We start from the raw sequence: 23,003 nt of genomic DNA on the forward strand, positions 1-23,003 counted from the left end.
AACGCCCTGGCACGCGCGCCCTCATCCAATAGGAGCATGCCTGCCGACGGCCGAAAGGATGTCTCGTCCAAGCATTGGGGGCTTGTATTCTGGGAAGGTGCGTCCCGGTCGGGCGCTGGCGACAGGGTGGGCTGCAAGATGCCGCTGACCGCATTGAGGTTTGCGTTCCAAGAGAATGTCGACGAAAGGCGGTTCGGTCGCCTGGCTCACCTTCTCACGGTCATTCAGTTGGAAATCGAAAGGGAATCCGCGGATCTGGGACCGTTCGTTGAAAGGATGACGGACTGCGCCGCGTTCTCTTCGGAGGCGATGGAAAATGGCGAGGTGCCCGAACACATGTCGGCGCGGATCGATGCCCTCGCGCGGAAGCTGGCGCTCAACCGCGAACGGCAGGTCTCGCTGGAACAGCAAATGTCATTTGTCGACAGGACGAGAAAAGGGCTCTTGCGCATTCTCCCTCCCCATGGGGCGTAGTGCCCATACGCCAATTGACGGCATTTACCGTCCTGGGCGCAGGCGTAGTCTTCCGCTGCGGTCTGGGATCGCGGGGCCTCGGCTTTCTATAAAAACATTGGCCGAACGCCTTGGACCGCCTGCATGGGGCGGCCTGCGCGCAGGACTTCCCCGCACGCCTGCCGGAGGAATTGAATGAACCGCATGTTCCCCAATCAATGGCCCTCGACAGCGGACCAGCAGGCTTCCGCCGGCCAGGAGTTTATCGGCCTCTCCGACATAGCCGAATTTCTGCGGCGCTATATTGGAACCATCATCGCCTGTCTTGCCGCGGCCCTGTTGGTGGCCGGGTTCTACAATTTGACCACCGACCCGACTTTTACCGCCAGCGCGCAGATCCTGATCGAGCCGAAATTGCCGCAACACTTGCAGGAGGCCGGCGAAGTAAATCTGTCATTGGACACCGCCCAGGTGGAAAGCCAGATCGCAGTTATGCAGTCGGAAAAGATCGCTGCGATGGTCCTCGACCAGTTGAAGCTTGTAGATGATCCCGAATTCAACCGTCCGCAGGTTCCGTTTTTGCTGGAGAGGTTTAGGAGGATAGGAGCTGCCCTGCTGGATGGTTCCGGGCTTCGGAAAAGCGCCTGGTTCACCTCGCTTTGGGAGTATTTCGGCCTAAGCGTTCCTGAAACGACTGCGACGCTGACCGACTACCAAAAATCCCGGCGCAGTATGTTGATTTTCCGCGACGGCCTCGACGTCCGCAGGGTCGGCGTTTCCTACGCGATAGAGATATCCTTCACCTCTCTTGATCCCGAAGGCGCAGCCAGGATTGCGAACGCCACGGCCGATGCCTTCGTGCGTGAGCAGATCGAAACCAAGACCGACGCTGCAAAGGAAGGCGGCGCGTGGCTGGAGAAGCGTCTTCGGCAGTTGCGCACCCAGATGAACGAGGCCATGGCGAAAGCGCAGCAGTTCCGGTCACGGCACGACTACAGCGTCGGCAGTGAAGCCAATGAGGAAGGCGGGACGAACGCTGAGCCTACTCTCGAAGAACTTGAGGTGACCGCGGAAACCTATCAGAAGATGTACGAGAGCTTCCTGCAGGCCTACACCAACTCGGTAAGCCAGCAGTCGTATCCGGTTGCCGACGCAAGGGTGATCACGGCGGCGACCGCACCGCGCTATCCGAGCGCTCCAAGGCCGAAGTTATTGCTGGCCTTCGCGGCTGCTGCCGGGTTTATTCTCGGCATCGGACTTTCGTTTGTAAGGCAAACGTTCGACTGGACCGTAAGGTCGCCACGGCACATCAGGGACAACCTGGGTGTCGAATGCCTCGGAGAACTGCCCTCCACCAGCAGGAGAAGGGAAAGCAGCCACGTCGACGAAGTGGCAAGGTATCCGCACTCCCCATACAGCCACAGCCTCAGGAAAGCACGCACCGAAATCAGCCTCGCTGAAACCAGCCAGCCGATCAGGTTCCTTGGGCTGACCGCTGTGTCCAACGACAGTTCGAAGAGTTCCGTCGCCAGCAATCTTGCAACACTTTACTCGATGTCGGGCCTGAAGACGTTGGTGATTGACGCCGACGTCCGGTGGCCAATCATGACCAAGCGGCTGCTCGGCTCATCGAGCGCCCTCGGCAGATCTTGCGAGGACCCTGTCCGGCTCAACATCGTGCGCGCCCCCGGGCGGCCGTTCGACATCCTTCCAAGTTCGGTTGTGGAAGCCAAGCACCTGTTGGCACCAGGCAAAATGGAGGCGTTCCTTTCGGAGCTTACCGATTGCGACCTTGCCGCCTACGAACTTGCCGCCTACGACATTGTCATCGTCGACCTGCCAACGCTTGCCTCGGGAGCCGACGAACTGATTGTCGGATCGGTCCTGGACAACGTCGTAGTCGTTGCCGAGTGGGGCAAGACAAATGTCGAAACGCTGCGGGACTTTGTCAGGATGCTGCAGGCCAGCAGAACGCCGGTCCTTGGCGTACTCCTGACGAAGGCTCGCGCGATGACGCCCTGGCGCCGCAAAGCATGAACCGGGTAGGGGTAGTCGTCCCTCGGAAGGTCGCAAAAGCGTGTAGGGGATCATTCCTTGGGATTAGGGGGATAGCCCTGGAACGTGACGCTACCTCCTTTGCCATTCTTGCCGACAAGCCCCGACCTTGGAACAGTGTCGGGAACAATTCGAAACAGCGACCGTCCCATGACAACGAATGCCTTCGAGTCGCATCAGGGAACCCCAATCTGGGTTCAGCCACCTCTACCCGTGGCGGCTGAAAGCCGAACGGCAGCCCTGCACGTTGTTCCCGCGCCTGACCATAGCGGTGCCGGAGCAGTGTTGGCAGAGATGTCGCCCGGCATCAGGGCAGGAACGACGAACCCACCTCTGGGAGGCCTGCTGAAGCGGATCATGGATCTGGTGATAGCGGCTACGGCACTTGTCATGGCTGCGCCAGTGATGATCGTCGTTGCCCTGCTGATCAGAGTGACGGCAGGAGGCCCGGCGGTGTTCTCGCACAGCCGTGTCGGCTTCGGCGGAAAGCCGTTCAACTGCTACAAGTTCCGCTCGATGGTTGCCAATTCGGAAGAAGTTCTGAAAGCATATCTCGAAGCCAATCCTCATATCGGCAGGGAGTGGGAGGAAACCCACAAGATCAGGAACGACCCCCGCGTCACATCCCTTGGGTGGATGCTCCGCAAGTCCAGCCTCGACGAACTCCCCCAGCTCTTCAACATCATCCGCGGCGACATGAGCTGCGTGGGTCCAAGGCCCATCGTGACGGACGAACTCAACCGCTACGGCGACCACCTGGGTGAATACCTTCGGACAAGGCCGGGACTTACTGGTCTCTGGCAGGTGAGCGGAAGAAGCAGCATGGACTACGCCAGCCGCGTGGCGCTGGACAGTCAATATGTGCGAAACTGGTCGATCTGGCTCGACATGGTGATCTTGTTCAGGACTATCTTCGCGGTGCTGCGCTTCGACAGGACTTCATGAAGTCCCGATGGGTTACCGTTCGTCTTGCTTCCGGTGGACGGACAAGGTCAGGCCGATGATGTAGGCGCAAGCCAACACGAATGCCAGGAGCAGGAATTTTGTGACGGTCACATAGCCCGGTAACCCAAGGCCATTCCAGGCAAAGCTTCCGATCAGAAGCAGAGCAGTCGCCGCTATCAGGGCGGGAGCCTTGAACCGCAGCCCCATCAGAACGCCTGCTGCCGATACGGCGATTATGCTCATGAGCACCGACATCTCCAGTGGCGCCCGCAGGACTGATGGCTCACTGCGGCAGGAAGGCGCCGTCAGGGATCCAAGGGGTCCAGCGCGTGTGCTCACTGATATGCGGCCTCAAAGTGCAAGGCAAGTGCCGAGGGGGACATTGCACAGATGGTGCAGCGACCAAGCCTGTCACGCCCACAATGCTCTTCATCCGTCCGGGCGGCCTCCAGCAGCCGCGCTTTCTGCATAGAGGCCCATGCCAAACGGGGCGCAGCGAACCATGCAAGCTTGATCAGTTGGTGCCCTGAACCGGAAGCGTTTCCGCCTGAATGCCGCGGCTTACAGGTAGGGCAGCCAGGCCCGACTGCGGCGGCGGGAGCTCGATCTTCACGGTGTCGCCTGGTTCGATCGGCGTCGTTTCCTCAGCCGTGAGTTCTTCCGAGCCGCTGTTCGTCATCCTCACGATCTTGAAGATCGGCACGGCACTTTCGTAACGATCCCTGAGGGCAAGCAGTGCAGGTGCGGTGACCTCGGTTTCGTGCAGCAACTGCACCGCAGTATCGACTTTGCTGGCAACTTCATTGAGTTGCTGCTGTGTCTCGCGCAAAGCCTGGGCGACTTCGTTGGCTCGGCTGTTGCCAAGGTTGAGGATCTCGATGTCAGTCTTGCTTATCTCCTGCCTGGCTTGCAAGAGCGACGTCTCGGCAGCCAACCTGTCGCTCTGCATCTGTGCCACCGTCCCCTCAAGAGAGAGTTCCCGCGGTGCTACCGCCAGACCCTTCTGGACAAGGTTGGAAACACCCGCAAGTTCCTTCTGGATGAGTGCAATCTGCTTGTCGCGGAAGGTCAGTTGCTGTTCGAGTGAGACCAGTTCCTTTTCCAGGAAATCCCTGAGTTCGTGGAGGGAACGGAGTTGCGTCGTCATCGCATCCTTGCGAACGGCAAAGATCTTGCGCTCCTGCTCCATCGCCATCGCGACCGTCTCGTTCGAAGCCCTGTCTTTCAAGTCCGCAGGGAAAGCGATATCGTCGCTGCCTGCCAGTTCGGATTCCAGCCGCGCTTTGCGCGCGAGCAGATTGACGTTGCTCAGCGCGAGCAAACCCACGTCGCCCTGACCCGAGATGACTTCACGCTCGAGCCTCGACATGTCTTCCTCGTGTGTCCGCAGGCCGCCGGCGATACCCAGCGCCTGCAGCACCGTCAGGCCAGGCCGATAGGGAAACTCGCCGGGCTGCGTGACGTAGCCGACTATATAGAACGGCCTGTACTGGACGATCTCGACGGCGACATTCGGCTGGCGGCCGAGGCCCATGTTCTGCATCAGGCGGTCGCCGATCGCGCGGGCGAGGTCGCCGGGGGCGGTGCCCTGCGCGCGTATCTGGCCGACAAATGGAAGGAAGAGCGTGCCGTCGGCACCCACAACGAAACTGTCGTTGAGCGCCGTCCATTCGAAGATCACATCGCGTGACGCGCGCCATTCGTAAACCTTGAGCCTAACCTTGTCCTGAGGCCCGAGGAGATACTCGGCAGCCCCCGCCGGCAAGACGCAGACAGTCGCCGCCGCCAATGAAGCCGCCACCGTCACAAGCCATTTCCGCATTGTCTTCCCCGTCGTCAGATTTTCAGGATGTATTCAGGTTCGATCCGTCCCATGGCGACATGCAGGATCGCGAGCATATTGCCCCTGAGCCTGCCTCTCCGGTCGACATAGGGCTCCGGCCGCAGGCTCTTTGCGAGGTTGGCCGCTATATTCCTGAACATCAGGGGAAGCGCGAAAGAGGCCGGAACGGAACCCTTCCTGATCAGGTAGATCGGGTTGGCAACCTGGGAATACCCGAACCGCGTCCCGCTGGTGCGCGCCGACTTGATGCCGAGATGGACGCCCATGATCGAGGTCACGCAGACCACACGGCCTCTGGACCTCAGTCGGCTGGTGAAGTCGATGTCTTCCTGCCAGCCGTAAAGGACGAGGCGCTCGTCGAAACGCAAGTCGCCCACAAGCGATGAACGGACGGACATGTTGCAGCCGTAAGCTCCGACATGGTCGACCACCAGCGGTCCAGGATGCGTTTTGCCCTCGGCTTCGCGCAGGGCGGTTTCGGCATCTTCCCAGGTGAGGCCCGCATTCGTGGCTCCGTCTCTAACGACCCTGCCCATCACCACTGCCCATCCGTCATTTTCCGTAAAAGCGTTCTCGACCTGCTCCAGGTATTGGGCGGAGGGAACGAAATCATCGTCGAAGAATGTGATGAGGTCGAAGCGCTGCAGGGAAGGCGCGAGAGCCGTGTTGCGCTGGACGGAAGATCCCTTTGGTCCGAAAACGACCGATAGCGGGAAAGGACAGTCTTGTGGCAACTCGACATGGGCAGTGTCAGGCGCCGACAATATGACCTCGTCGGGAAGTCTCGTCTGGCCGCCCAGATATTCGATCAGGCGCGTGAGCTGTTCCCTGCGGCCGAGGGTCGGGATGATCACTACGAGTTTCATGCTCGATCCAGGTTTCGGTTTCGCCAACGCTAGACCGACGAGAGCAGCAAAACAGCCTGCATAAAAGGAGACGGAATGAGCTTGCCTACCTCCTGACACCGGCTTTTGGAGTATTCCCACCGACGACACACATCCGGAAGCATTAGGCCGGCGTGCGGCCGGAGCGGCTTGTAGCCGATCGGACAACTTGCCGGGACGATGACGTGGAATGGAGACTGCCGGGTCTGCTGGTGCGAGGGGATCCATGCTCCACGAACGCTCTTCCGATCTGACGGTCGCGGCCAAGGTCGATGTGCCCATCGAAGAGTTGCCGGCCACGTCGGAGCTTCGCGTCGACAGGTACGCGAAGATAGCTGTCGTTCACGATTGGTGCCCGAACTTCCGGGGCGGCGAACGGGTTCTGGCGCAAATCTGCAAGCAGTTCCCCAATGCCGAAGTGTTCACGCTTTTCGATTTCCTGCCGGCCGAGGTGAAGGAGCAATATTTCCGCGACGTCGAATTCCATACGTCCGCTGCCAACCGGATCCCGATGGTGCAGAAATTCTATCGGTCGCTGTTTTTCTTCTGCCCTTTCCTGATCGAGCAGTTCGACGTGACAGGCTACGACGCGGTGATCTCGTCTTCGGCCGCATTTTCGCGCGGCGTGATCACCAGGCCGGACCAACCGCATCTTTGCTATGTGCACAGCCCGGTCCGCTACGCCTGGGACGAGCAGTTTTCCTATCTTCAGCAGGGTCACCTCGGGTTTGGCCCCAAGGGAATGCTCTACCGCTACATGCTCCATCGTTTGAGGACCTGGGACACGCGAACCGCGCACGGTCCGGACATGATGCTGGCGAATTCGAATTATGTCCGCTCCCGTATCCAGCACATCTACGGGCGCGAGGCCCGCGTCGTCTTTCCGCCGGTTGCCCTCGCGGAGCTGCCCTGCGTCGAGGACAAGCATGACTACTATGTCTCGGCATCGTTCCTTGCGCCGTACAAGCGCACCGACCTCGTCATCCGGGCCTTCAATGAGATGCCGTCGCGGCGGCTGGTCATCGTTGGCGAAGGGCAGCAATCCTCCAGCCTGCGGGCGCTTGCCGGCCCGAATATCACCTTCTCGGGCTACCTGCCCCGGCAAGACTATGTGAACACCCTGGCGCGCGCAAAGGCGATGGTTTTTGCGGGTTGCGAGGATTTTGGCATAGCGCTGGCCGAGGCGCAGGCTTGCGGAACGCCGCTGATCGCCTTCGGCCGCGGCGGAGCGGTCGACATTGTGAGGCGCTTTGGGTCATCGCCCGAGCCGACAGGGGTGCTGTTCAAGGCTCAGACCGTCGATCACCTCAAGGAGGCAGTCGAGCGGTTCGAAGAGAACCGCCATGCCATCGCGCCCCGCGACTGCGCCAGAAATGCCGGACGTTTTTCCGAAGAGAACTTCGACCGCGCCATCCTGGAATCGCTCGGGGCCGTCCAGGCGCTGCACGAGCTTACGTGAACTCTCGCGCCCTGACGATCTTCGTTTCCGTGTCGACGCCGTCCGCGGCGGCCATCGCCTTGAGATAATGCAGGGCTGTCGCTCTCCAACGGTAGGTCGAAGCTCTCGCCCGTCCCTTGGCTATCATCTGCAGTCGCAGGGCTTCAGAATTGCGAAGCTGCATGAAACGGTCGAACCATGCCTCCGGGTCGTCGGGAGGCGCAAACAGCGCTGCGCTCCCGCAGACTTCAGGCAGGCTGGCTCGGTCGGAAACCACCACCGGGCAGCCGAGCGCCATCGCCTCGAGGGCGGGGAGGCCGAAGCCCTCCGTGAGCGAGGGGAACGCCAGGCATAGTGAATCCCCGAGAAGGGCAGCCAACTCGCCATCGGAAATGCGGCCGAGCCAGTGGATGTTTTGGGCTTTTGCGCTGGTTGGCCCTGACTTGAAAACGCGCGAATCCGACATGCCGACAACCGCAATCCTGAGCCCGGCATCGGCAAGGCGGGCGGCCATGTCCAGGACAAGCCCTACATTCTTGTGGGGCGCGGTACTGCCGATCATGACGATGGTTTCCCGTGAGGCCGCCATTCGTGTCCTGACCGAGTGTTCAGGCGTCCATCGCAAGGCATGCTCATGGCCGTTCTGGGCTAGGAAAGCCCGTTGCCCGGGGACGACGCCGCGGTGGACCAGTTCGCTCAGCGAGAAATCGGAAACCGTCGAAACACGCCATGCCGTCTTGCCAAGCCACGGCAACAACGTTTTGTAGACGCTCCTGAAGGCACGCGAATAGCTTTGCGGCGCATTCCAGACGTTTGCATCATGGATGCAGACGATATGCTTTCGGGTAAGCAGTGGTCCGGTGTTGCAGAGGCTGAGGAGCCCGCCTCCGTCCAGCGACAGCGGGAGCTGCGTCTGCTCCCAGATATGGCCGCCCGCGTGGCCGATCTCGCGGCGCTCGATGAAAGCCAGGGGGATCTTGTCGGAGCCAAGGGGACAATGCAGTCCGATTTCGAGGCCGCGGGCGAGGGGGTCCTGTTCCGCGATCAAGGCGTCGAGCGCGCGGACGACCTCGCGCGCGTAGCGCTGGACGCCTGTTGTCGCTTGGGAAAGAAAACGCCCATTGATTGTCCAGCGCCGTGCCATCGCGCGCCCCCTTTGTGGCCTTCAGTGTGGGGCTGCGAAGACGCCGGGTCACCATGGCCATCGGGTCATCCGGTTAACCGGGGAAGCATCCGGATAGGCGAGGTCCGGCATTGTGCCTACCTCAAACGTCTGAGGACCTTAGTGCCCCCGGGAATGCTAGTCTTGCCCAGGGAGCCGAAAGGGCCGGGGAAGGTGGTGGACATGGGCAAGCTCGAGTTCGGCACGACGCAGGCGCCACCGCCAAGACCGGCCGGACGGTTGAATGGCCACCACGCCGAGACACCACTGGCGAGATCGCCTGCCGACGCTGCCCAATCGGCGATCGGGCATTCCGCCTGGGCGTGGGCGGACCAGGATGCGCCAAGACGACGCTGGACGATAAATGGAGACTTCACGACGCTTCGGCCGACCGGCGTTGCCCGCTACGCCCGCGAAGTGACCATGGCCCTCGACGCCCTCCTTTCGGAAGGGCATCCGCTCGGTCGCGACCTGGAGATCGATCTCGTGGTGCCGCGTCCGCTTTCGGAACCTCTCCGCCTCGACGCTATCCCGGTCCGGGTCGTTCCTGAATTCAGCAGGCCGCGACTGCCGCAATTCTGGGTGCAGGCGCAGTTGCCCTGGCACGTGCCGGGAGGGTTGCTGAGCTTCTGCAACCTCGCTCCCGTCGCGCTGCGGCGCCAGATCGCGTGCATCCACGACATGCACACCAGGCTGATGCCGTCGAGCTACGGGTTCGGTTTCCGCTGGGCGCACCGCCTGATCCTGCCGGCACTTGGCAGGCGGGCCGCCCGCATCACCACCGTCTCGCAACTCTCGCGCAACCATCTGATGGATTTTGGCATCGCGCCGGACGAGAACATCGTCGTCACCTACAACGGCAGCGACCATGCGAAGAGATGGGATGCAACGAGATCGTCGCTGACCGTCGACCGCGGCAGGCCGTATGTGCTCTGCCTTGGACGGCGAGATCAGGAATACAAGAACATGGGGCTTCTCGCCAGGCTGGCCCCGCTCCTCGACGAGATGGGCCTCGATCTCTGGATGCCAGGCGATGTCGATGAGACCACGGTCCTGCGCTACGTCCCGGAAATGCCTGGCAACATCGTCCTGCTTGGTCACATAGGGGACGACGACTTCAAGAAGGCACTCGAAGGCGCCCTGTGCTTCCTGTTCCCGTCACGCATCGAGGGTTTCGGTCTTCCGGCCGTCGAAGCGATGGCATCGGGTTGCCCCGTCATTGCATCGACCTCGGCGTGCCTTCCGGAGATCTGTGGTGATTCAGCTCTCTATGCCGATCCCGATGACGTGCTGTCCTGGGCCGAAAAAATCCGCCTGCTGATGCTCACCCCATCACTGCGCGAATGGCTTGTGACCAAGGGAAACACCAGGGCAAGCAGCTATTCCTGGCGGTGGATCGCGTGGAAATATCTTGAGCTCATGATGCAGGTCGACGCCGATTTCGGTGAGTTCGACAATGATCGGATGTGAGTTTGAGGCAGGAATGGCTTTTTGAAGTCTCGCGTGTGGCCAGAGATTCAGGAGCAGCATGATGAATGAGCGGATCGACCTGGACAGATTGCAAGGCGCGGGCACAGAAGTATCCCCCAGGGTGGTTCTTTTCGACAACTCGCTGTCGATCCTGAACCGGACCGGCGCCTATCACATCGCCAAGGATCTGACCCGGGAATTTGTCCCGGGTCGGGCCGGGGTCCGGTACTGGCGGCTGGGTTCATTCGCTCCCGAAGGGCTGGTTCGGAAGATTGCCGCCCGGCTGATGATGCTTGAGATCAACTGGCTCCAGGACAGTGAGTTCTTCCCGATCCGTGACCGTATCGAAGAGCGCGGCTTTCGGCTGTTTCTGGATCCGCTTTATGTTCTGAGGTCACGTTTGACGAAGAACGATATCGTCCTGTGCCACGACGTAGGCCCGCTGACGCATAGCGAGCTCTACGACGAACGGACCAGCGCCAACTACGAACGCGCTTACCAGAAAATCCGCCGCGCCAAGCCGGGTGTCGTCTTCGTCAGCGACTTCTCCGCGAGGCAGTTCATATCCCTTTTCGGGTCAGATTTCCGGTTCTTGCGGGTAATTCCCCTGTATCTGCGCACCGAACTGTTCAATGGTCCGGCAGAGAAGACCCCCGGAATCGACGGTCGGTATTTTCTCACCGTCGGCGCGTTTGAAACCCGCAAGAACCAAATCGCCGCTCTGATGGCGTATCGAGACGGCGGATTCCATAGTCAGGGTATTGAATACCTGCTGTGTGGGTCGCGCGGTGACGGCCATGCAGATATCGTCGAACTCGCGAGGACCATCGCCGGAGTAAAGCTCATGGGTTACGTGCCCGATGCACAACTGCGCTGGCTCTATGCAAACGCCGAGGCATTCCTGCTGCCAAGCCTTCTCGAAGGTTTCGGGATGCCGGCGCTGGAGGCGGCCTATATGGGACTGCTCCCGATCGTGTCCGAAGGCAGCGCCCTTGTGGAAGCCGTCGGAGGCAAATGCATTCAGGTACGGCCTGACCATCCTGCTGAGATTGCACACGCGATGCGGAAAGCGCTTCTTCGGAGCCCCGCGGAAAAATCGAAAACAAGTCGCGCGCTGCGCGACATGGCGTCAGCTGCAACCAAGGATCGCTTTCTGCAGCAGTGGAAGGATTTGCTGGCGGGACGCGGCCAGAGTTGATTCTCCGACAGTCCCGCGACCGTGAAGCCCCAATGCTGGCGTGGATATGGAGCCGGCGACGCTCGCCGCAACCTAGGAGTCTCCACACTATCGCTATCGGCGGCAGTTCGCACCGAGCGAGGCGCCTTCGAGTTCGCTGGCGTAGAAGCAGATAGCGCGCCTGCCTGACAAGCATCCGAAGGTGGTAGCGGGGCGACAGGCTATACATACTTATGCAGCGGTTCTTTCCCGGCGCGATGCGCCTATTTTCCTGCGAGGTGTGGCAACCTGCAACAGAAGCCCTTGCCGCTGGCAGGAGCGTCTGACCTTGGAGTGAACCCGATGAGTACTGGGTTCGCATTCGCCACTCTTGGGCTGGCGGCACTGGCCGCAAGCACGCTGTTGATGTTTCTCCTGCGGGCCTATCCGGGCTCAGCCCTCCATAGTGGGCTGGGCCGAGCGTCCAGCTCGCGGCTATTGGGGACAGCGCGCAAGCAGTTGGCCATGGTCGCGTCACGGATCAACGAGGAATACCGGCTCACCGCAAGGCAGGTGGCGGCTTCGCGGGACAAGCTTTTCTGGAACAACATCCAGATCCTCAGGCTCGTTGCGGCCTATGGCATCGTCTACGTCCATCTCGAGCCCGTCTTTATCGCAATGGGGGCGGGTTCAGCCATCGTCGATTTGCTACGCTTCGGAACTGACCTTTTCCTTGTCGTGTCGGGCTTCCTTTCAGCACACGTCCTTGGCAACCCGAGCAGGACGGCGCTGGGCTATCTGCGCGACAGGGCCATTCGCATCCTGCCGCTCTACTGGGGGTTCACGCTGCTGGCCTTTTTCGCCAAGGACGCGGTGGCGGGTTACGGCGCGCCGACCGTCCGCGAGCTCGCGATGTCGATGCTGTTCATTCCCTATGGACCTTATCCAATCTTGCATCCTACCTGGACGCTGGTCGTCATCGTTCAGTTCAGCGTGATCATGGCCGTGTGCTTGGCCGTGAGCCGCCGGAACGCGGCCTATCTGGCCTCGGCCTTCGTCATCCTGCTTGTGCTCTGCGGTCACATATTCCAGCCGCAGAACCCGGCGCTGGCGGCTTACACCGATCCGATTCTGATCGATTTCGCCTTCGGCGTCCTGATTTACAAGGCGACTGCAGGCGAGCTGCACTGGCAGGGGAAGGACCGCGCCGTCGGATGGGCGCTGCTGGCGCTTGGCATCGGCGTGGCGGCCGTGGTGCTAAGGCCAGTGTTCTGGCCAGATCTGCCCCGGCTCGTCGATCTGGGGCTGCCGGCAGCGCTGCTGCTGTTCGGAACGGTGATGCTGGAGAAGGCCGGCCATGTCGTGCGGTCGCCGTCAGTCAATTTCGTCGCCCGCTGCACCTACGCCATCTATCTGTGCCATCAGTTCGTCAACAATACGTCCGAAAAAATCGTGTCGCTCGGTCCGACCTCACGCATCATCCCGATCCTCATATTGGCGGCAACTCCCCTGCTTGTCACAGTCGTTGCTGTATTCATTTTCGGCTATGTCGAAGCGCCAGTGACACGCTATCTCAACCGGCGTTGGGTGTGATAGCGCCACCGACCTCTGACCCTGATAGTGTCCGCGGATTTTGTAGGCCTGATCTGCCGAACCTAACGCCTCGCATGGCGGGCCGCCGCTCGTTCAGTCGCTACCCCTCTTGCGGCGGCCACCTAGCCGATCGCGCAACGATGCCTATTGGGCGGCGACAAGGCGGTCGCCGAACCGGAGCACTTTGCCGGCAGTTTCGGTACCGTCATCGTAAAGTCTGACGACTTCCTCGGGGAGGAGCCGACCGACATCGGCCGCGCAGATGTAGTCGCGCATGGTGGTTCCCGTGGCGCGGGAATCCACATTGGCCGCACCGCGGTGAGCGATCACGTCATCGAGGTGGACTGTCCTGAAGTCGATGCTGTACCTCGCGACTCCGGTCGTGTTTGGAACGGTTTCGTGCAGCTGCGCGCCGGAGAAGGCGATAATGCCGCCCGGCGGGGGCAGGTAGCGAAGCGATTGTTCGTTCAGCTCCTGCTGCGGCTTAGGCTGCTCTCGGGCATCGCTCTTAACGTGCTTGGCAGCGTCGGCGCGGCTCTTGGTGTTCCATTCGTAGTAGTTATAGATCTCGGAATTGTTCTCCACCGGAACATCGAAGTAGCCAGGGTAGAAGCCCATCGCGTTTTCCGGATCGAGCGGATAGATCGGTATCCACCAGTTGATCTGACACATCGGAGCCGAATACCAGGTGTCGCGATGCGGATGGAAAGCATAGGCAATCCCTGATGACAGGAAATGGGACGGATATGCCGACCTCATCCTCGGGACGTCGAAATAGAGCTTCTCAAGGTCCATCCCCCGCTCCTGCATGATGAGGGAGATCAGCCTCTTGCATTCCGGGTGATGGATGAAGGCGGGCTTTGTCTTGCCAAGAATCGAGGCGACGTGCTCCGCCGTCAGGTGCTCGTGAATCGCTCGCGGGTCATGCGGTGCGAACGCCTCTTCCAACATCTCCCTGGCGAGGGCGATCAAGGCCTCGGTATTCGGCGACGCCGAGAAGATGAAGATGTCTCCCGAGTAAAGCCTGCGCCGACGCTGTTCGTCGTCGTGGTTCGAGTCGATGAACAAGGCTGCCATGGAAATCTCCCACAGAAACGGCTGCCGCAAACGCACCCGCCGGTATTCGGAAACTAGCCTGCTGGCCGCGACCGGCGACAGCGCCTCATTCGGAGTAGGGAACCACGCGAGGCATGGCATTTTGCCTTAGCGACCTCCTGGGTTACCCCAAAAGTAGCATCCCGTAAGCCTATCAGCCGAGGCACGACCGCGGGCTGCTTTCAGTCACACCGGCTACCGTGCCAAGGTCGACACCATCTCTTTTTTGGCAATTCCAACCGGCCGTCGAAAACAGGGGTTTCCGTAAGAGCGCATCGCTTCCAAACCTTCGGTTTCTGAATGAGGGCGGATGGGTTGGCGACGAGGCACCGCTAACCCTTTTGGTCGATTGCCGCCCCCTAGCCTTTTAGACGGCATGACCTTCCAGCCGATCTGTTAGAGGATGGTTTCGGGAACCCAAGCCCTTGTCCTCGACCATGGTTTGGCGCGGTTCCGGGGCAGTCCGGCCGACAACAAGGCGACTACAAAAGGAACCTGTGCTGATGTCCAGCATCAATGTAGTCATACCCTGCTACAACGCTGGTCGGTTCCTCGCGCAATGTATCCACAGTGTGCTTTCGCAAAACATCGATGATCTTCGGATTGTCGTCATCGATAATGCGTCAACAGACGATAGCGTGGAAGTGGCGCGCCGACTTGCCGCCGAGGACAGCCGAGTTGAAGTCGTGTGCCACGCCAGGAACCTGGGACCAGTGGTGTCCTACAACGAAGGCGTGGACATCGCGCGCGGAGATTATTTCATGCTTTTGTGCGCCGATGATCTACTGACCGAAGGCTCACTTCGGCGCGCCGTTGAGGTCCTCGATAGCAATCCCAGGGCTGTCTTCACCATCGGGCCTAAGCTCGATATGATTGACGGGGAAAATTTCGTCGAGCCGAGTCAGCCAGATGGATGGCGGGTAACGGAAGGGGTGCAGTTCATCGAGGACTGCTGCCGCCATCTAGGCAATTCCATTGCCCTGGGATCGGTGTTGGTCAGGATGCCTGCGCAAAAGGCGGTGGGGCACTACCGCGCGTCGCTTCCCCACGCGAACGACCTTGAGATGGCGCTTCGCCTAGCCCAGTTGGGGCAGGTCGTGGAGTTCGAGGGCGCTCTCGGTATCAATCGTCTGCATGCAGCACAAATAACGGCCGTCTACTTTTCAGATAAGCTGACCCAATTGAAGCAAAGACTGGCCGTATTTGACAGCTTCTTCTCGCGGGAAGGAGCTGCCATGCCGGAGGCAAACCGATTGCATCGCATAGCCATTCACAAGGTTGCCGACGTTGCCTATTGGCAGGCTATTTTGAATCTGTTCCGGGGAAAGACTGCCTTTGGTGTCGAGCTGCTCAGATATTGCTTTTCATTGACACCCGCATCGAGGCTGTTTCCGCCGCTGGGACATTTCTATCGATCGAAGGGAGCGTTCAAACGAGCGCTATTGGTGATTTCAGGCCGGAGCTTGGGGGGGCACTATCCGGGAGACGGGCGTGGTGACGAAATTCGTGGCAAGCACGATGTAGCGTTCACCCGTACCCATCAGTAGCGCGTAAGCGGCTCCATGGCCATCGGCCTCATAACTTGGGGCGTTTGCCCGCTCTCGACCTGCCTCACAATTCGCTCTCGACCGTGTCCGCGTCAGACGGGCATTCTTGTGGATGCTCATCCGATCCTTCGGGAATCATTGAAGTTTCGAAAGCTCATAGCTAGGCAATTCGGCACCGCGATTTGTCTTCAGTTTGGCTGGCCTCTCTCTCGCCGAGCCAGGACAGGAAAGGGCCATAGCACGCGTCGCAGGAAAAGAGCCTGGCGAAGACGCGCACGGTGCCCTCGGATTTCCGATGCCGGAGTTCGGTATTGCTCAACAGAGAGATGACCGCCCGGGCAAAGTCTGCCGCATTATCAGCCACGATCGCYCCCTCGTCGAGCTGATGGGCGTCGGCGGCGTCCACACCTATCGAGGTCGTCACGAGGGGCCGCCCGTAAGACATGGCTTCGGCCACCTTGATCTTGACGCCGGCTGTGCCGGACACGAGCGGAGCCACGACAACCTGCGCGCGCCGATATTCCGGAGCGAGGTCCGGCAACGGCCCCACACACTCGACGCCGCCGGCCGGGGCGCCCTCAAATGTGCGGGCCGCGGTTCCGACGATCCGAAATCTTGCCGTGCTGCATAAGGTTCGAACCGCGGGCCAGACCTCCGACAGGAACCACGACAGCGCCGCGCGATTGGGGTCTGTGGCATTCCCCACGAAAAGGACGACGGCCTCATTGCTGTCCGGTTGCCTTTCGTAATTGTTGTAGCCCATACCCAGAGAGATGACGCGTTTCACCCCGAGCCGGTCGCGGGCGTAGCAAGCGTCATCCATGCTGTTGAAACCGACGCAATCCGCCGCCTTCAGGGACTGAGATAGTTTCAGCTCTTCGGCCCAAATTTTATCTGTGCCGGGGTTTCCATCAGCCAGGGCCGATGCTCCACGACGGTGCTTGAGATGGCCGACGAGTGAGAAAACCCTGTGGCCGCTGTGAGAGAGCCAAGAAGCGAAATGCACGGCATCATGGAACAGTATGATAGCGTCTGGTCTCAGCGTGTCGATACGTTCCAGCACCCACTGGATTTCGTCATCGGGGAAGTTTTGGTCCCTTGTTGAAGGAACAGCAGCGGGCTTGCGTCCGAGGAGCGATCCGGCCAAATTTCTGGGGCGAAGCAATTCCGTGGACAGAAAGGTTCTCTGAGCCAATCTGACGCTTTTGCGAACCTGCCACGAAGAATACTTCTCTATTTCGTATGCGCTTCTGCAAATTGGGCTCCTTCTTCCGCGCGTCATGTCGGAAACATACCCATGAACCTCGTGGCCGACCTTCAAGAGATATTGCCCGAACGCTTGAACATAGGCGCCGTCACCGCCGTAAAAAGCGTCGTATGGATAGCTGTGGACAATTGCTACAATGGCCATTTGCCACTCCGCAGAGCTTCACTTGGGCAGCAAGCATTTCGCCGCTCGGTGGCCCATATCCGACACCACCTTGGTCGGCCGACGTGTGCCGGCGTCACGCGCCGACCCGCGCCTCGCGCCGGAAGCTTTGAAGCACGTCCTGAAACAGATTCAGCTGCCCGAAGATGAACAGCAAGACGAACCCGTAGATGGTGCTCAGGACCACTCCTCCCGCGACAAGCCGCGCAAGGGCAGGAACCTCCGGACCGAGATAGTGCTGTATCGCCAACGCGCCCGCCGACGCCACCATGCCTGACATCCACGGCCTCACGATGGCCCGCAACAGGTCCCCGACTGAAATCGGCGTACGATGCAGACTCCAGACCAAATGGGGGTAGAGCCAGAGGGTCAGCGCTATCGAGTAGCTCAAGGCCACGCCCTCGGGGCCGAAGGAAATCCCGATACAGTAGGAAGCAATGACAAGAGGAGCGATGGCGAAGGCCATATAAAGGCTACGTGTCTGCTTGCCGGTCGCGATCAGCAGCCAAAATGTCGGGTTGATGATTCCAAACACCAGGATCGTAGGGGTAAGAAGCCGGAAGATGGTAGCCGCCTCCGCCCATTGCGAACCCAGAACGACGGCGATGATCTCATGTGCGAACACGAATGAGAACATTGTAATAGGTACCGTTATCGAGATGATGATCGAATATCCTTTGAGGTAGAAGTTGCGCAGCCGCGCGGAGTCATGCTGCATTCGCGACAACGCCGAGAAAAGCACTGCACCGACAGCGCTGTTAATGGTTGACGTGGGAATGCCAATCAGCTGGAAAGCCCGGGTATACAGTCCAAGCGGTCCGGCACCCCAGAACCGACCGAGAAGGACTTTCTCGGCATTGTAGCCAATATAGACGACGAGACTGTTCAGCGTGACGGTTCCACCGAAATGCAGGAGAGAGCGGATATTGGCGTTGCGACGAGGCGGGCCGGGTATCCACCCACTGGCGATCCAAAAGCCCAGGCTATTAATTGCAGGTGAAATAAGTGTCGGGGCGACCAGTGCCCAATATCCAAAGCCATGGAGCCCGAGCAGCACGCCAACCGTGACGGCCAGGCACAAGCCGCCGGTGTCGATAGCGCTCAATGTGACATAACGCAGATTGCGCTCCAGCAAAGCGGCATGCTGCACTCCGACTGCGTTTAGCAGGAAGCCTGGAGCGATCGCGATGGCTATCCAGAGCAGGCGTGGTTCGTGGTAGAAGGCGGAGATGAAGTGGGCGCTGGCGACGCACAGCAAAGTGAGGAGGATTCCCACCAGTATGTTGACCCAGAACAGTGTCGAGACCTCCTCGAACGAAATCTCGTCTTTTTGAATGGTCGCGGACGAAAGCCCGGCGGTGGTGAAGACATCGAAAATGCCTGTGAGTGCCACAACCATCGCGACCAGACCAAAATCGTTAGGGCTGAGCAGGCGTGCCAGGATGGCAATGTAACCCACTCTGAGCAAAAGGTTCGCGCCCTGATTCACCATCCTGGCGACGCCGCTCTGAATGGCTTCGTTCTTAAGGCTGCGTCGCTCGCTTTTCGCGGCCAGGACCTCGTCGGTCATGTGTCGCTGGCTGCATACGCGCGTGTCTCCGTTTGAGCAGCCTGCGCGTGCCTTCTTTGATCAGTCGTGTCGCCAGATACCCTCTCGAGCCATCCTTCTCGCCACCAAGGATATATGGCTCGCGGGCACTGCATTCGGCAATCGCTATACCGCGCACTGCACCAGACTTTCTCCAGGATGACGGCCGGCCCCCTGAGCCTGTTGATAAGGCCAGTCTTTTCGTTGACGAACGTTGTTACCCGCGACCTGACCTTGAAGGTTTGTCCACAATAGGGAACCATCTCCGCATCGAAATACAGGCCACGGTTCCTATTGTCGGTGTCCAAGGTCTTGAGGATATCTTCGTACGATTTGACCCTGATGAGCTCACCGGGTTGGAGATCAAGCTTGACGGTTGGAACCGGACTGCCGGCAGGGATTGATCCACGGTATCGTGGGAACGGAACACCACCGTAGAGGCGCTGCACCTTGTCGTAAATCCGACTGACGCCCACCGACAGCCTGGTGAGGCCCAAACGGCGTGTGTAATGATAGCAACTGAACACCGCCGCATAAATAAACCCCACGAAGAGACGCAACGCGCCAGCGTTTCCCGATGCGTAGTCCTCTAAATATTGCCGAACATCCCACCACGGAAGCGGGGTCGTCGCCGCCAGAAGTTCTGTGGCTTGGCATGAGTATCTGGGACCGTCCGAAAATGGCTGGTTCTTGGCTCGCGTAGCAGCCATCACATCGCTCTCGGTGCAACCCTGTCCGGTCGCCATCTTGGTCGGCGGCGAGACCGCCTCGCCCGAGGACGAGGAGTCCACAGGCTTGAGCCATGCCTCCTTCCAGAAAATCAGGCATGCGGCCTGGCAGCCGCCAAACGCATTGCCGTCACACCTCAGGTTTTCAAGATGGATGCCGCCCGGTAATTTGCGTCCCCCAGCAAAGTTGATGGTGTCGCAAGTCTTGTGCGCGCGCTTGTAAACGCGAAAGCGACGGCCGCAATATTGAAGCATCTGCGGCATGAAAGGAAGATTTTCAAGCCGCCCCTCTCTGTCGAGCGTGCGAAGGATATCTTCCCTGGACCGCACTTCAACCCAGTCGCCAGCCCTCAGTGACATGCACCACTCCCGCCGACAGGCGCCCCGGAACAAAATGTCATTTCATGGTGGTGAAACCATAGCATTCCTGAATTCCGAAGGCCGACCACAAATAGCGGTAGCTGCCCTCCACTTTTGATGGAGTGGACGAGCGGTGCCTATTTTCTTAGGACACGGATCGGTACGGACGGGGTCAAGGTGGATGGTCAGCCGCGCGCGCCGGCACGGACATGTCGGAAACCTCCGGAGCGGTTTCCCGCGGTTCCGCAACAATCGAGAGCGTCCTTCGGCAGCCGTCCCACGACTTCGGTTCACGCGTGAAGTATAAACGGTTATCGAAGGTTATTCCGTCCAATAGCCTATGGAAACCACCTTCAAAAGGGGTAACGAGAGCTTCCACTCAACCCTATGGGCAGATTGCGCCTGGCGACCGCGCCCCGGACTATCCCGAACTTCGAGGTTCGGTAGGGAGGCCGTCGCCATGTCCTTTCGTTTCGCAGTTGCTGCAGTCTGCTTGTTGGCGACAGCCGCGCCTGCTTCCGCCGATTTCCTTTGGGGCGTCAACGGCCATCCGATAACGTCCTATCCGGGCGTCCCGATCGACAAGCAGCTCGACTTCATCAAGGATCTGGGCCTGAAATCTTACCGGGTCAACGTCACGGGTGAAGACAGCGCGGATATGCTTGGCAGCCTTGTCGACGCAGGGAAGGCGAGGGGGATTGATATCCTGCCGGTCCTCACGCCGGAGGGTATCGATCTGGACAAGGACAGCGTTGGCGTCCTCTACGGCAAGACGCGGAAACTCGCGGTCGCCCTCGGAACCAGGTTCAAGAACGACATTCGCGTTTGGGAACTCGGCAACGAGATGGAGAACTACGCCATCATCAAGCCGTGCGAGAAACGCGATGACGGCACGCAATATCCGTGTGAGTGGGGACCGGCGGGAGGAACGGGTGCGCTCGATTACTATGGCCCGCGCTGGGCGAAGGTGAGCGCCGTGCTCAAAGGCCTCTCTGATGGCATGACAGAGGTCGACCCGGGCATCAGGAAGGCAATCGGCACCGCCGGATGGGGTCACACCGGCGCGTTCGCGCGGATGAAGCAGGACGGGATCGCCTGGGACATCTCGGTCTGGCACATGTATGGCGAAGATCCAGAATGGGCCTTCCGCGAGATTTCGAACTACGGCAAGCCGATCTGGGTCACCGAATTCAACAATCCGAACGGAAGTCAGCGCAGCGAGCGGCAGCAGGCCGAAGGCATCAAGCAGGCCATGACGCGGCTTCGCGAACTCAACGAGAAGTATAAGGTCGAGGCCGCGCACATCTACGAGCTGTTCGATGAGACCTACTGGGCTCCCAGCTTCGAAGCCAATATGGGATTGGCGAGACTCACCCCCGCATCCGACGGAAAATGGAGGCCCGGCGAGCCGAAGGCTGCCTACAAGACGGTGCGCGACTTTATCCGCGGTCCTCGGCCGCTACCCAAGCCGCATCGGGATTGCGACACCGAGACCACGGCTGCGGCCGAGTCCATGCAGGTGCGCCAGGCGAGTTTTGTCTACTGCCTCATCCTCGGCCACGAGGGTGACACGGCCGGCGTGAAACAGTGGGCTGCGGCACTTGAAAGCGGACAAACCAAACTCGCTGACATGATCACGGAGATGCTGGGCTCCGACGAATTCGAAACCACATATGCCACGATCGGCATGACCAACCGCGAATATATCGGTTTCATGTATCTTCTGCTTCTGAATCGCCCCGCGGATGGCTACGGTCTCGAGACCTATGCCGTCCAGTTGCGTGGGGGCTCCATGACGCGTGAGGCCGTGGCCTTCGGAATCATTACCTCAGCGGAGTTCCAATCCGTTCACGCCGCCATCCGCGAAACATCCACGGTCGCGACCCCCGGGTGAAATGGAGTCGTGATATTTGCCAAGACCGAAAGGCAAATTACAAGCCACACCAGCATCGGAGGCACCTTCACTCTCGGGTCGGGAAAAGCCGATGAATAGGCCGATGGAAGCATCGCAACTCGGCGACGGACCTCTGAAGAAAGTCCTCCGATAGGATTAGGCGCACCACCCGAAAGGTGCAGTGGGCGGCAAGGCTTCGTCCAACGGGGCATCCTGATCGCCTATTGGCGTTCTCCCTCGCTGTTTTCAGCCCAAGTAGCCTCTGCGCGATCATTTCTGCTCGGGAAAAGGTGCGCGATGAAAGTCATGGTAACCGGCCATCAAGGCTATATCGGCTCGGTAATGGTGCCGATGCTGCTCAGCGCGGGGCATTCCGTGACGGGCTACGACAGCGATCTCTACCGGCGCTGCACCTTTGCTTCGGGCGGAGAGCGGGCTTCCGTTCCGTCCGTTCAAAAGGACGTCAGGGACGTGCATGCGCGCGACCTCGAGGGATTCGATGCCATCATCCACCTGGCGGCTCTTTCCAACGACCCGCTGTCCGACCTCGATCCGGACATCACCTACGAGATCAACCACAAGGGCAGCGTCCGTTTCGCGAAGGCGGCAAAGGAGGCCGGCGTGTCGCGCTTCCTTCTCGCGTCATCGTGCAGCAATTACGGACAGGCGGGCGAGGGGATGGTCGACGAAACGGGCGAACTGAACCCGGTCACGCCCTATGGGTGGTCCAAGGTGCTTTCTGAGCGAGACATTTCCGAACTGGCCGACAGCAGCTTCTCTCCCACCTATTTCCGACCCGCTACGGCCTACGGCCTGTCGCCCCGGCTCCGCTTCGACATCGTGCTGAACAATCTGGTCGCCTGGGCAGTCACCAAAGGCGTGATCCTCTTGAAGTCCGACGGGACACCGTGGCGGCCGATCGTCCACATCGAGGACATTTCAAGGGCGTTCATCGCCGGACTGGAAGCGCCGCGGGACATCATCCACAACGAGGCCTTCAATGTGGGACGGACTGACCACAACTACAGGATCCGCGACATAGCCGAGATCGTTGCCGAGGTCGTCCCGGGCTGCCGGCTTGAATTCGCGTCGGATGCCGGGCCCGACAAGCGATCCTATCGCGTCAGCTTTGACAAGATCGCGCGCGCTCTTCCTGCCTTCAGGCCGCAATGGGATGCACGCAAGGGCGCCGAGCAGCTTTACCAGGCCTATGACAAGTCGAATGTCACTCTCGAGGAATTCGAGGGGCCGCGCTTCCAGCGTATCGGCCACATCAGGTATCTTTTGGCCAATCGGCTTCTGGATGAGCGGATGCGGGTCACCGAACCTTCGCGAAAGCTGGAGGCCGCGGCGAGCTAACCGG

General features: G+C 60.0%; 18 protein-coding genes. 10 read left to right on the forward strand and 8 right to left on the reverse strand.

Translation table 11 applies throughout. The features are described 5' to 3' along the window. Positions 1-138 precede the first annotated feature (138 nt). The 3 genes from AC1DYJ_RS26670 to AC1DYJ_RS26680 all read left to right on the forward strand — a co-directional run bounded on the left by AC1DYJ_RS26670 (position 139) and on the right by AC1DYJ_RS26680 (position 3,453). Positions 139-474 (forward strand): hypothetical protein, encoded by a 336-nt coding sequence (locus AC1DYJ_RS26670; RefSeq protein ID WP_477284899.1) that lies wholly within the window; start codon positions 139-141, stop codon positions 472-474. A 174-nt stretch (positions 475-648) separates the two neighbouring features. Next, positions 649-2,490 carry a GumC family protein gene (locus tag AC1DYJ_RS26675; protein ID WP_477284897.1) on the forward strand — a complete coding sequence of 614 codons (1,842 nt, stop codon included), beginning with the start codon at positions 649-651 and terminating at the stop codon, positions 2,488-2,490. Positions 2,491-2,658: 168 nt separating this feature from the next. After that, entirely contained in the window at positions 2,659-3,453 is a 795-nt protein-coding gene (locus AC1DYJ_RS26680) for a sugar transferase (protein WP_477284895.1), read from the forward strand. 12 nt (positions 3,454-3,465) lie between these two features. On the opposite strand, the gene AC1DYJ_RS26685 is transcribed toward AC1DYJ_RS26680, so the two are convergent. The 3 genes from AC1DYJ_RS26685 to AC1DYJ_RS26695 all read right to left on the reverse strand — a co-directional run bounded on the left by AC1DYJ_RS26685 (position 3,466) and on the right by AC1DYJ_RS26695 (position 6,162). Next, the gene (locus AC1DYJ_RS26685; RefSeq protein ID WP_477284893.1) at positions 3,466-3,696 is read right to left on the reverse strand and encodes a hypothetical protein; all 231 of its coding nucleotides are present in this window, start codon (positions 3,694-3,696) and stop codon (positions 3,466-3,468) included. Between the two features lie 271 nt (positions 3,697-3,967). Then, positions 3,968-5,275: a polysaccharide biosynthesis/export family protein gene (locus AC1DYJ_RS26690; RefSeq protein ID WP_477284891.1), complete on the reverse strand. Its 1,308-nt coding sequence runs from the start codon at positions 5,273-5,275 to the stop codon at positions 3,968-3,970. A 14-nt stretch (positions 5,276-5,289) separates the two neighbouring features. Further along, positions 5,290-6,162, reverse strand: a complete 873-nt coding sequence (locus AC1DYJ_RS26695; RefSeq protein ID WP_477284890.1) for a glycosyltransferase family 2 protein — start codon at positions 6,160-6,162, stop codon at positions 5,290-5,292. Between the two features lie 208 nt (positions 6,163-6,370). Here AC1DYJ_RS26695 and AC1DYJ_RS26700 point away from each other — a divergent pair, with 208 nt between their 5' ends. Further along, positions 6,371-7,639 (forward strand): glycosyltransferase, encoded by a 1,269-nt coding sequence (locus AC1DYJ_RS26700; RefSeq protein ID WP_477284888.1) that lies wholly within the window; start codon positions 6,371-6,373, stop codon positions 7,637-7,639. Here the strand turns inward: AC1DYJ_RS26700 and AC1DYJ_RS26705 are convergent. After that, positions 7,632-8,762: a glycosyltransferase family 4 protein gene (locus AC1DYJ_RS26705; protein ID WP_477284886.1), complete on the reverse strand. Its 1,131-nt coding sequence runs from the start codon at positions 8,760-8,762 to the stop codon at positions 7,632-7,634. The two genes, AC1DYJ_RS26700 and AC1DYJ_RS26705, sit on opposite strands and share 8 nt — an antisense overlap. Before the next feature lie 441 nt (positions 8,763-9,203). On the opposite strand from AC1DYJ_RS26705, the gene AC1DYJ_RS26710 reads away from it, so the two are divergent. From AC1DYJ_RS26710 to AC1DYJ_RS26720, 3 genes are all read left to right on the forward strand, one after another. Continuing rightward, on the forward strand, positions 9,204-10,250 hold the full coding sequence (locus tag AC1DYJ_RS26710; RefSeq protein WP_477284884.1) for a glycosyltransferase family 4 protein: 1,047 nt from the start codon (positions 9,204-9,206) through the stop codon (positions 10,248-10,250). A gap of 61 nt (positions 10,251-10,311) precedes the next feature. After that, complete coding sequence (locus AC1DYJ_RS26715; protein ID WP_477284883.1) at positions 10,312-11,448, forward strand: glycosyltransferase; 1,137 nt, start codon at positions 10,312-10,314, stop codon at positions 11,446-11,448. A 282-nt stretch (positions 11,449-11,730) separates the two neighbouring features. After that, positions 11,731-12,999, forward strand: a complete 1,269-nt coding sequence (locus AC1DYJ_RS26720; RefSeq protein ID WP_477284881.1) for an acyltransferase family protein — start codon at positions 11,731-11,733, stop codon at positions 12,997-12,999. A gap of 144 nt (positions 13,000-13,143) precedes the next feature. Here AC1DYJ_RS26720 and AC1DYJ_RS26725 read toward each other — a convergent pair whose 3' ends face one another. Next, complete coding sequence (locus AC1DYJ_RS26725; RefSeq protein ID WP_477284879.1) at positions 13,144-14,076, reverse strand: phytanoyl-CoA dioxygenase family protein; 933 nt, start codon at positions 14,074-14,076, stop codon at positions 13,144-13,146. A gap of 521 nt (positions 14,077-14,597) precedes the next feature. On the opposite strand from AC1DYJ_RS26725, the gene AC1DYJ_RS26730 reads away from it, so the two are divergent. After that, positions 14,598-15,641: a glycosyltransferase family 2 protein gene (locus AC1DYJ_RS26730; protein ID WP_477284877.1), complete on the forward strand. Its 1,044-nt coding sequence runs from the start codon at positions 14,598-14,600 to the stop codon at positions 15,639-15,641. Positions 15,642-15,801: 160 nt separating this feature from the next. Here AC1DYJ_RS26730 and AC1DYJ_RS26735 read toward each other — a convergent pair whose 3' ends face one another. The 3 genes from AC1DYJ_RS26735 to AC1DYJ_RS26745 form a co-directional block, all read right to left on the reverse strand. Continuing rightward, on the reverse strand, positions 15,802-17,052 hold the full coding sequence (locus AC1DYJ_RS26735) for a glycosyltransferase (protein WP_477284875.1): 1,251 nt from the start codon (positions 17,050-17,052) through the stop codon (positions 15,802-15,804). A gap of 94 nt (positions 17,053-17,146) precedes the next feature. After that, the gene (locus tag AC1DYJ_RS26740; protein ID WP_477284873.1) at positions 17,147-18,640 is read right to left on the reverse strand and encodes a lipopolysaccharide biosynthesis protein; all 1,494 of its coding nucleotides are present in this window, start codon (positions 18,638-18,640) and stop codon (positions 17,147-17,149) included. Further along, positions 18,637-19,746, reverse strand: coding sequence for a hypothetical protein (locus AC1DYJ_RS26745; RefSeq protein ID WP_477284871.1), 1,110 nt, complete (start codon positions 19,744-19,746; stop codon positions 18,637-18,639). Before AC1DYJ_RS26745 ends, AC1DYJ_RS26740 begins: the two co-directional genes overlap by 4 nt. 460 nt (positions 19,747-20,206) lie before the next feature. Here AC1DYJ_RS26745 and AC1DYJ_RS26750 point away from each other — a divergent pair, with 460 nt between their 5' ends. Both AC1DYJ_RS26750 and AC1DYJ_RS26755 read left to right on the forward strand, forming a co-directional pair. Continuing rightward, complete coding sequence (locus tag AC1DYJ_RS26750) at positions 20,207-21,640, forward strand: DUF4214 domain-containing protein (RefSeq protein ID WP_477284870.1); 1,434 nt, start codon at positions 20,207-20,209, stop codon at positions 21,638-21,640. 297 nt (positions 21,641-21,937) lie between these two features. Beyond that, a complete protein-coding gene (locus AC1DYJ_RS26755; RefSeq protein ID WP_477284868.1) occupies positions 21,938-22,999 on the forward strand; it encodes an NAD-dependent epimerase/dehydratase family protein in 1,062 nt (353 codons plus the stop codon). Positions 23,000-23,003 lie beyond the last annotated feature (4 nt).

The organism is Mesorhizobium sp. P2_B11, from assembly GCF_056404855.1.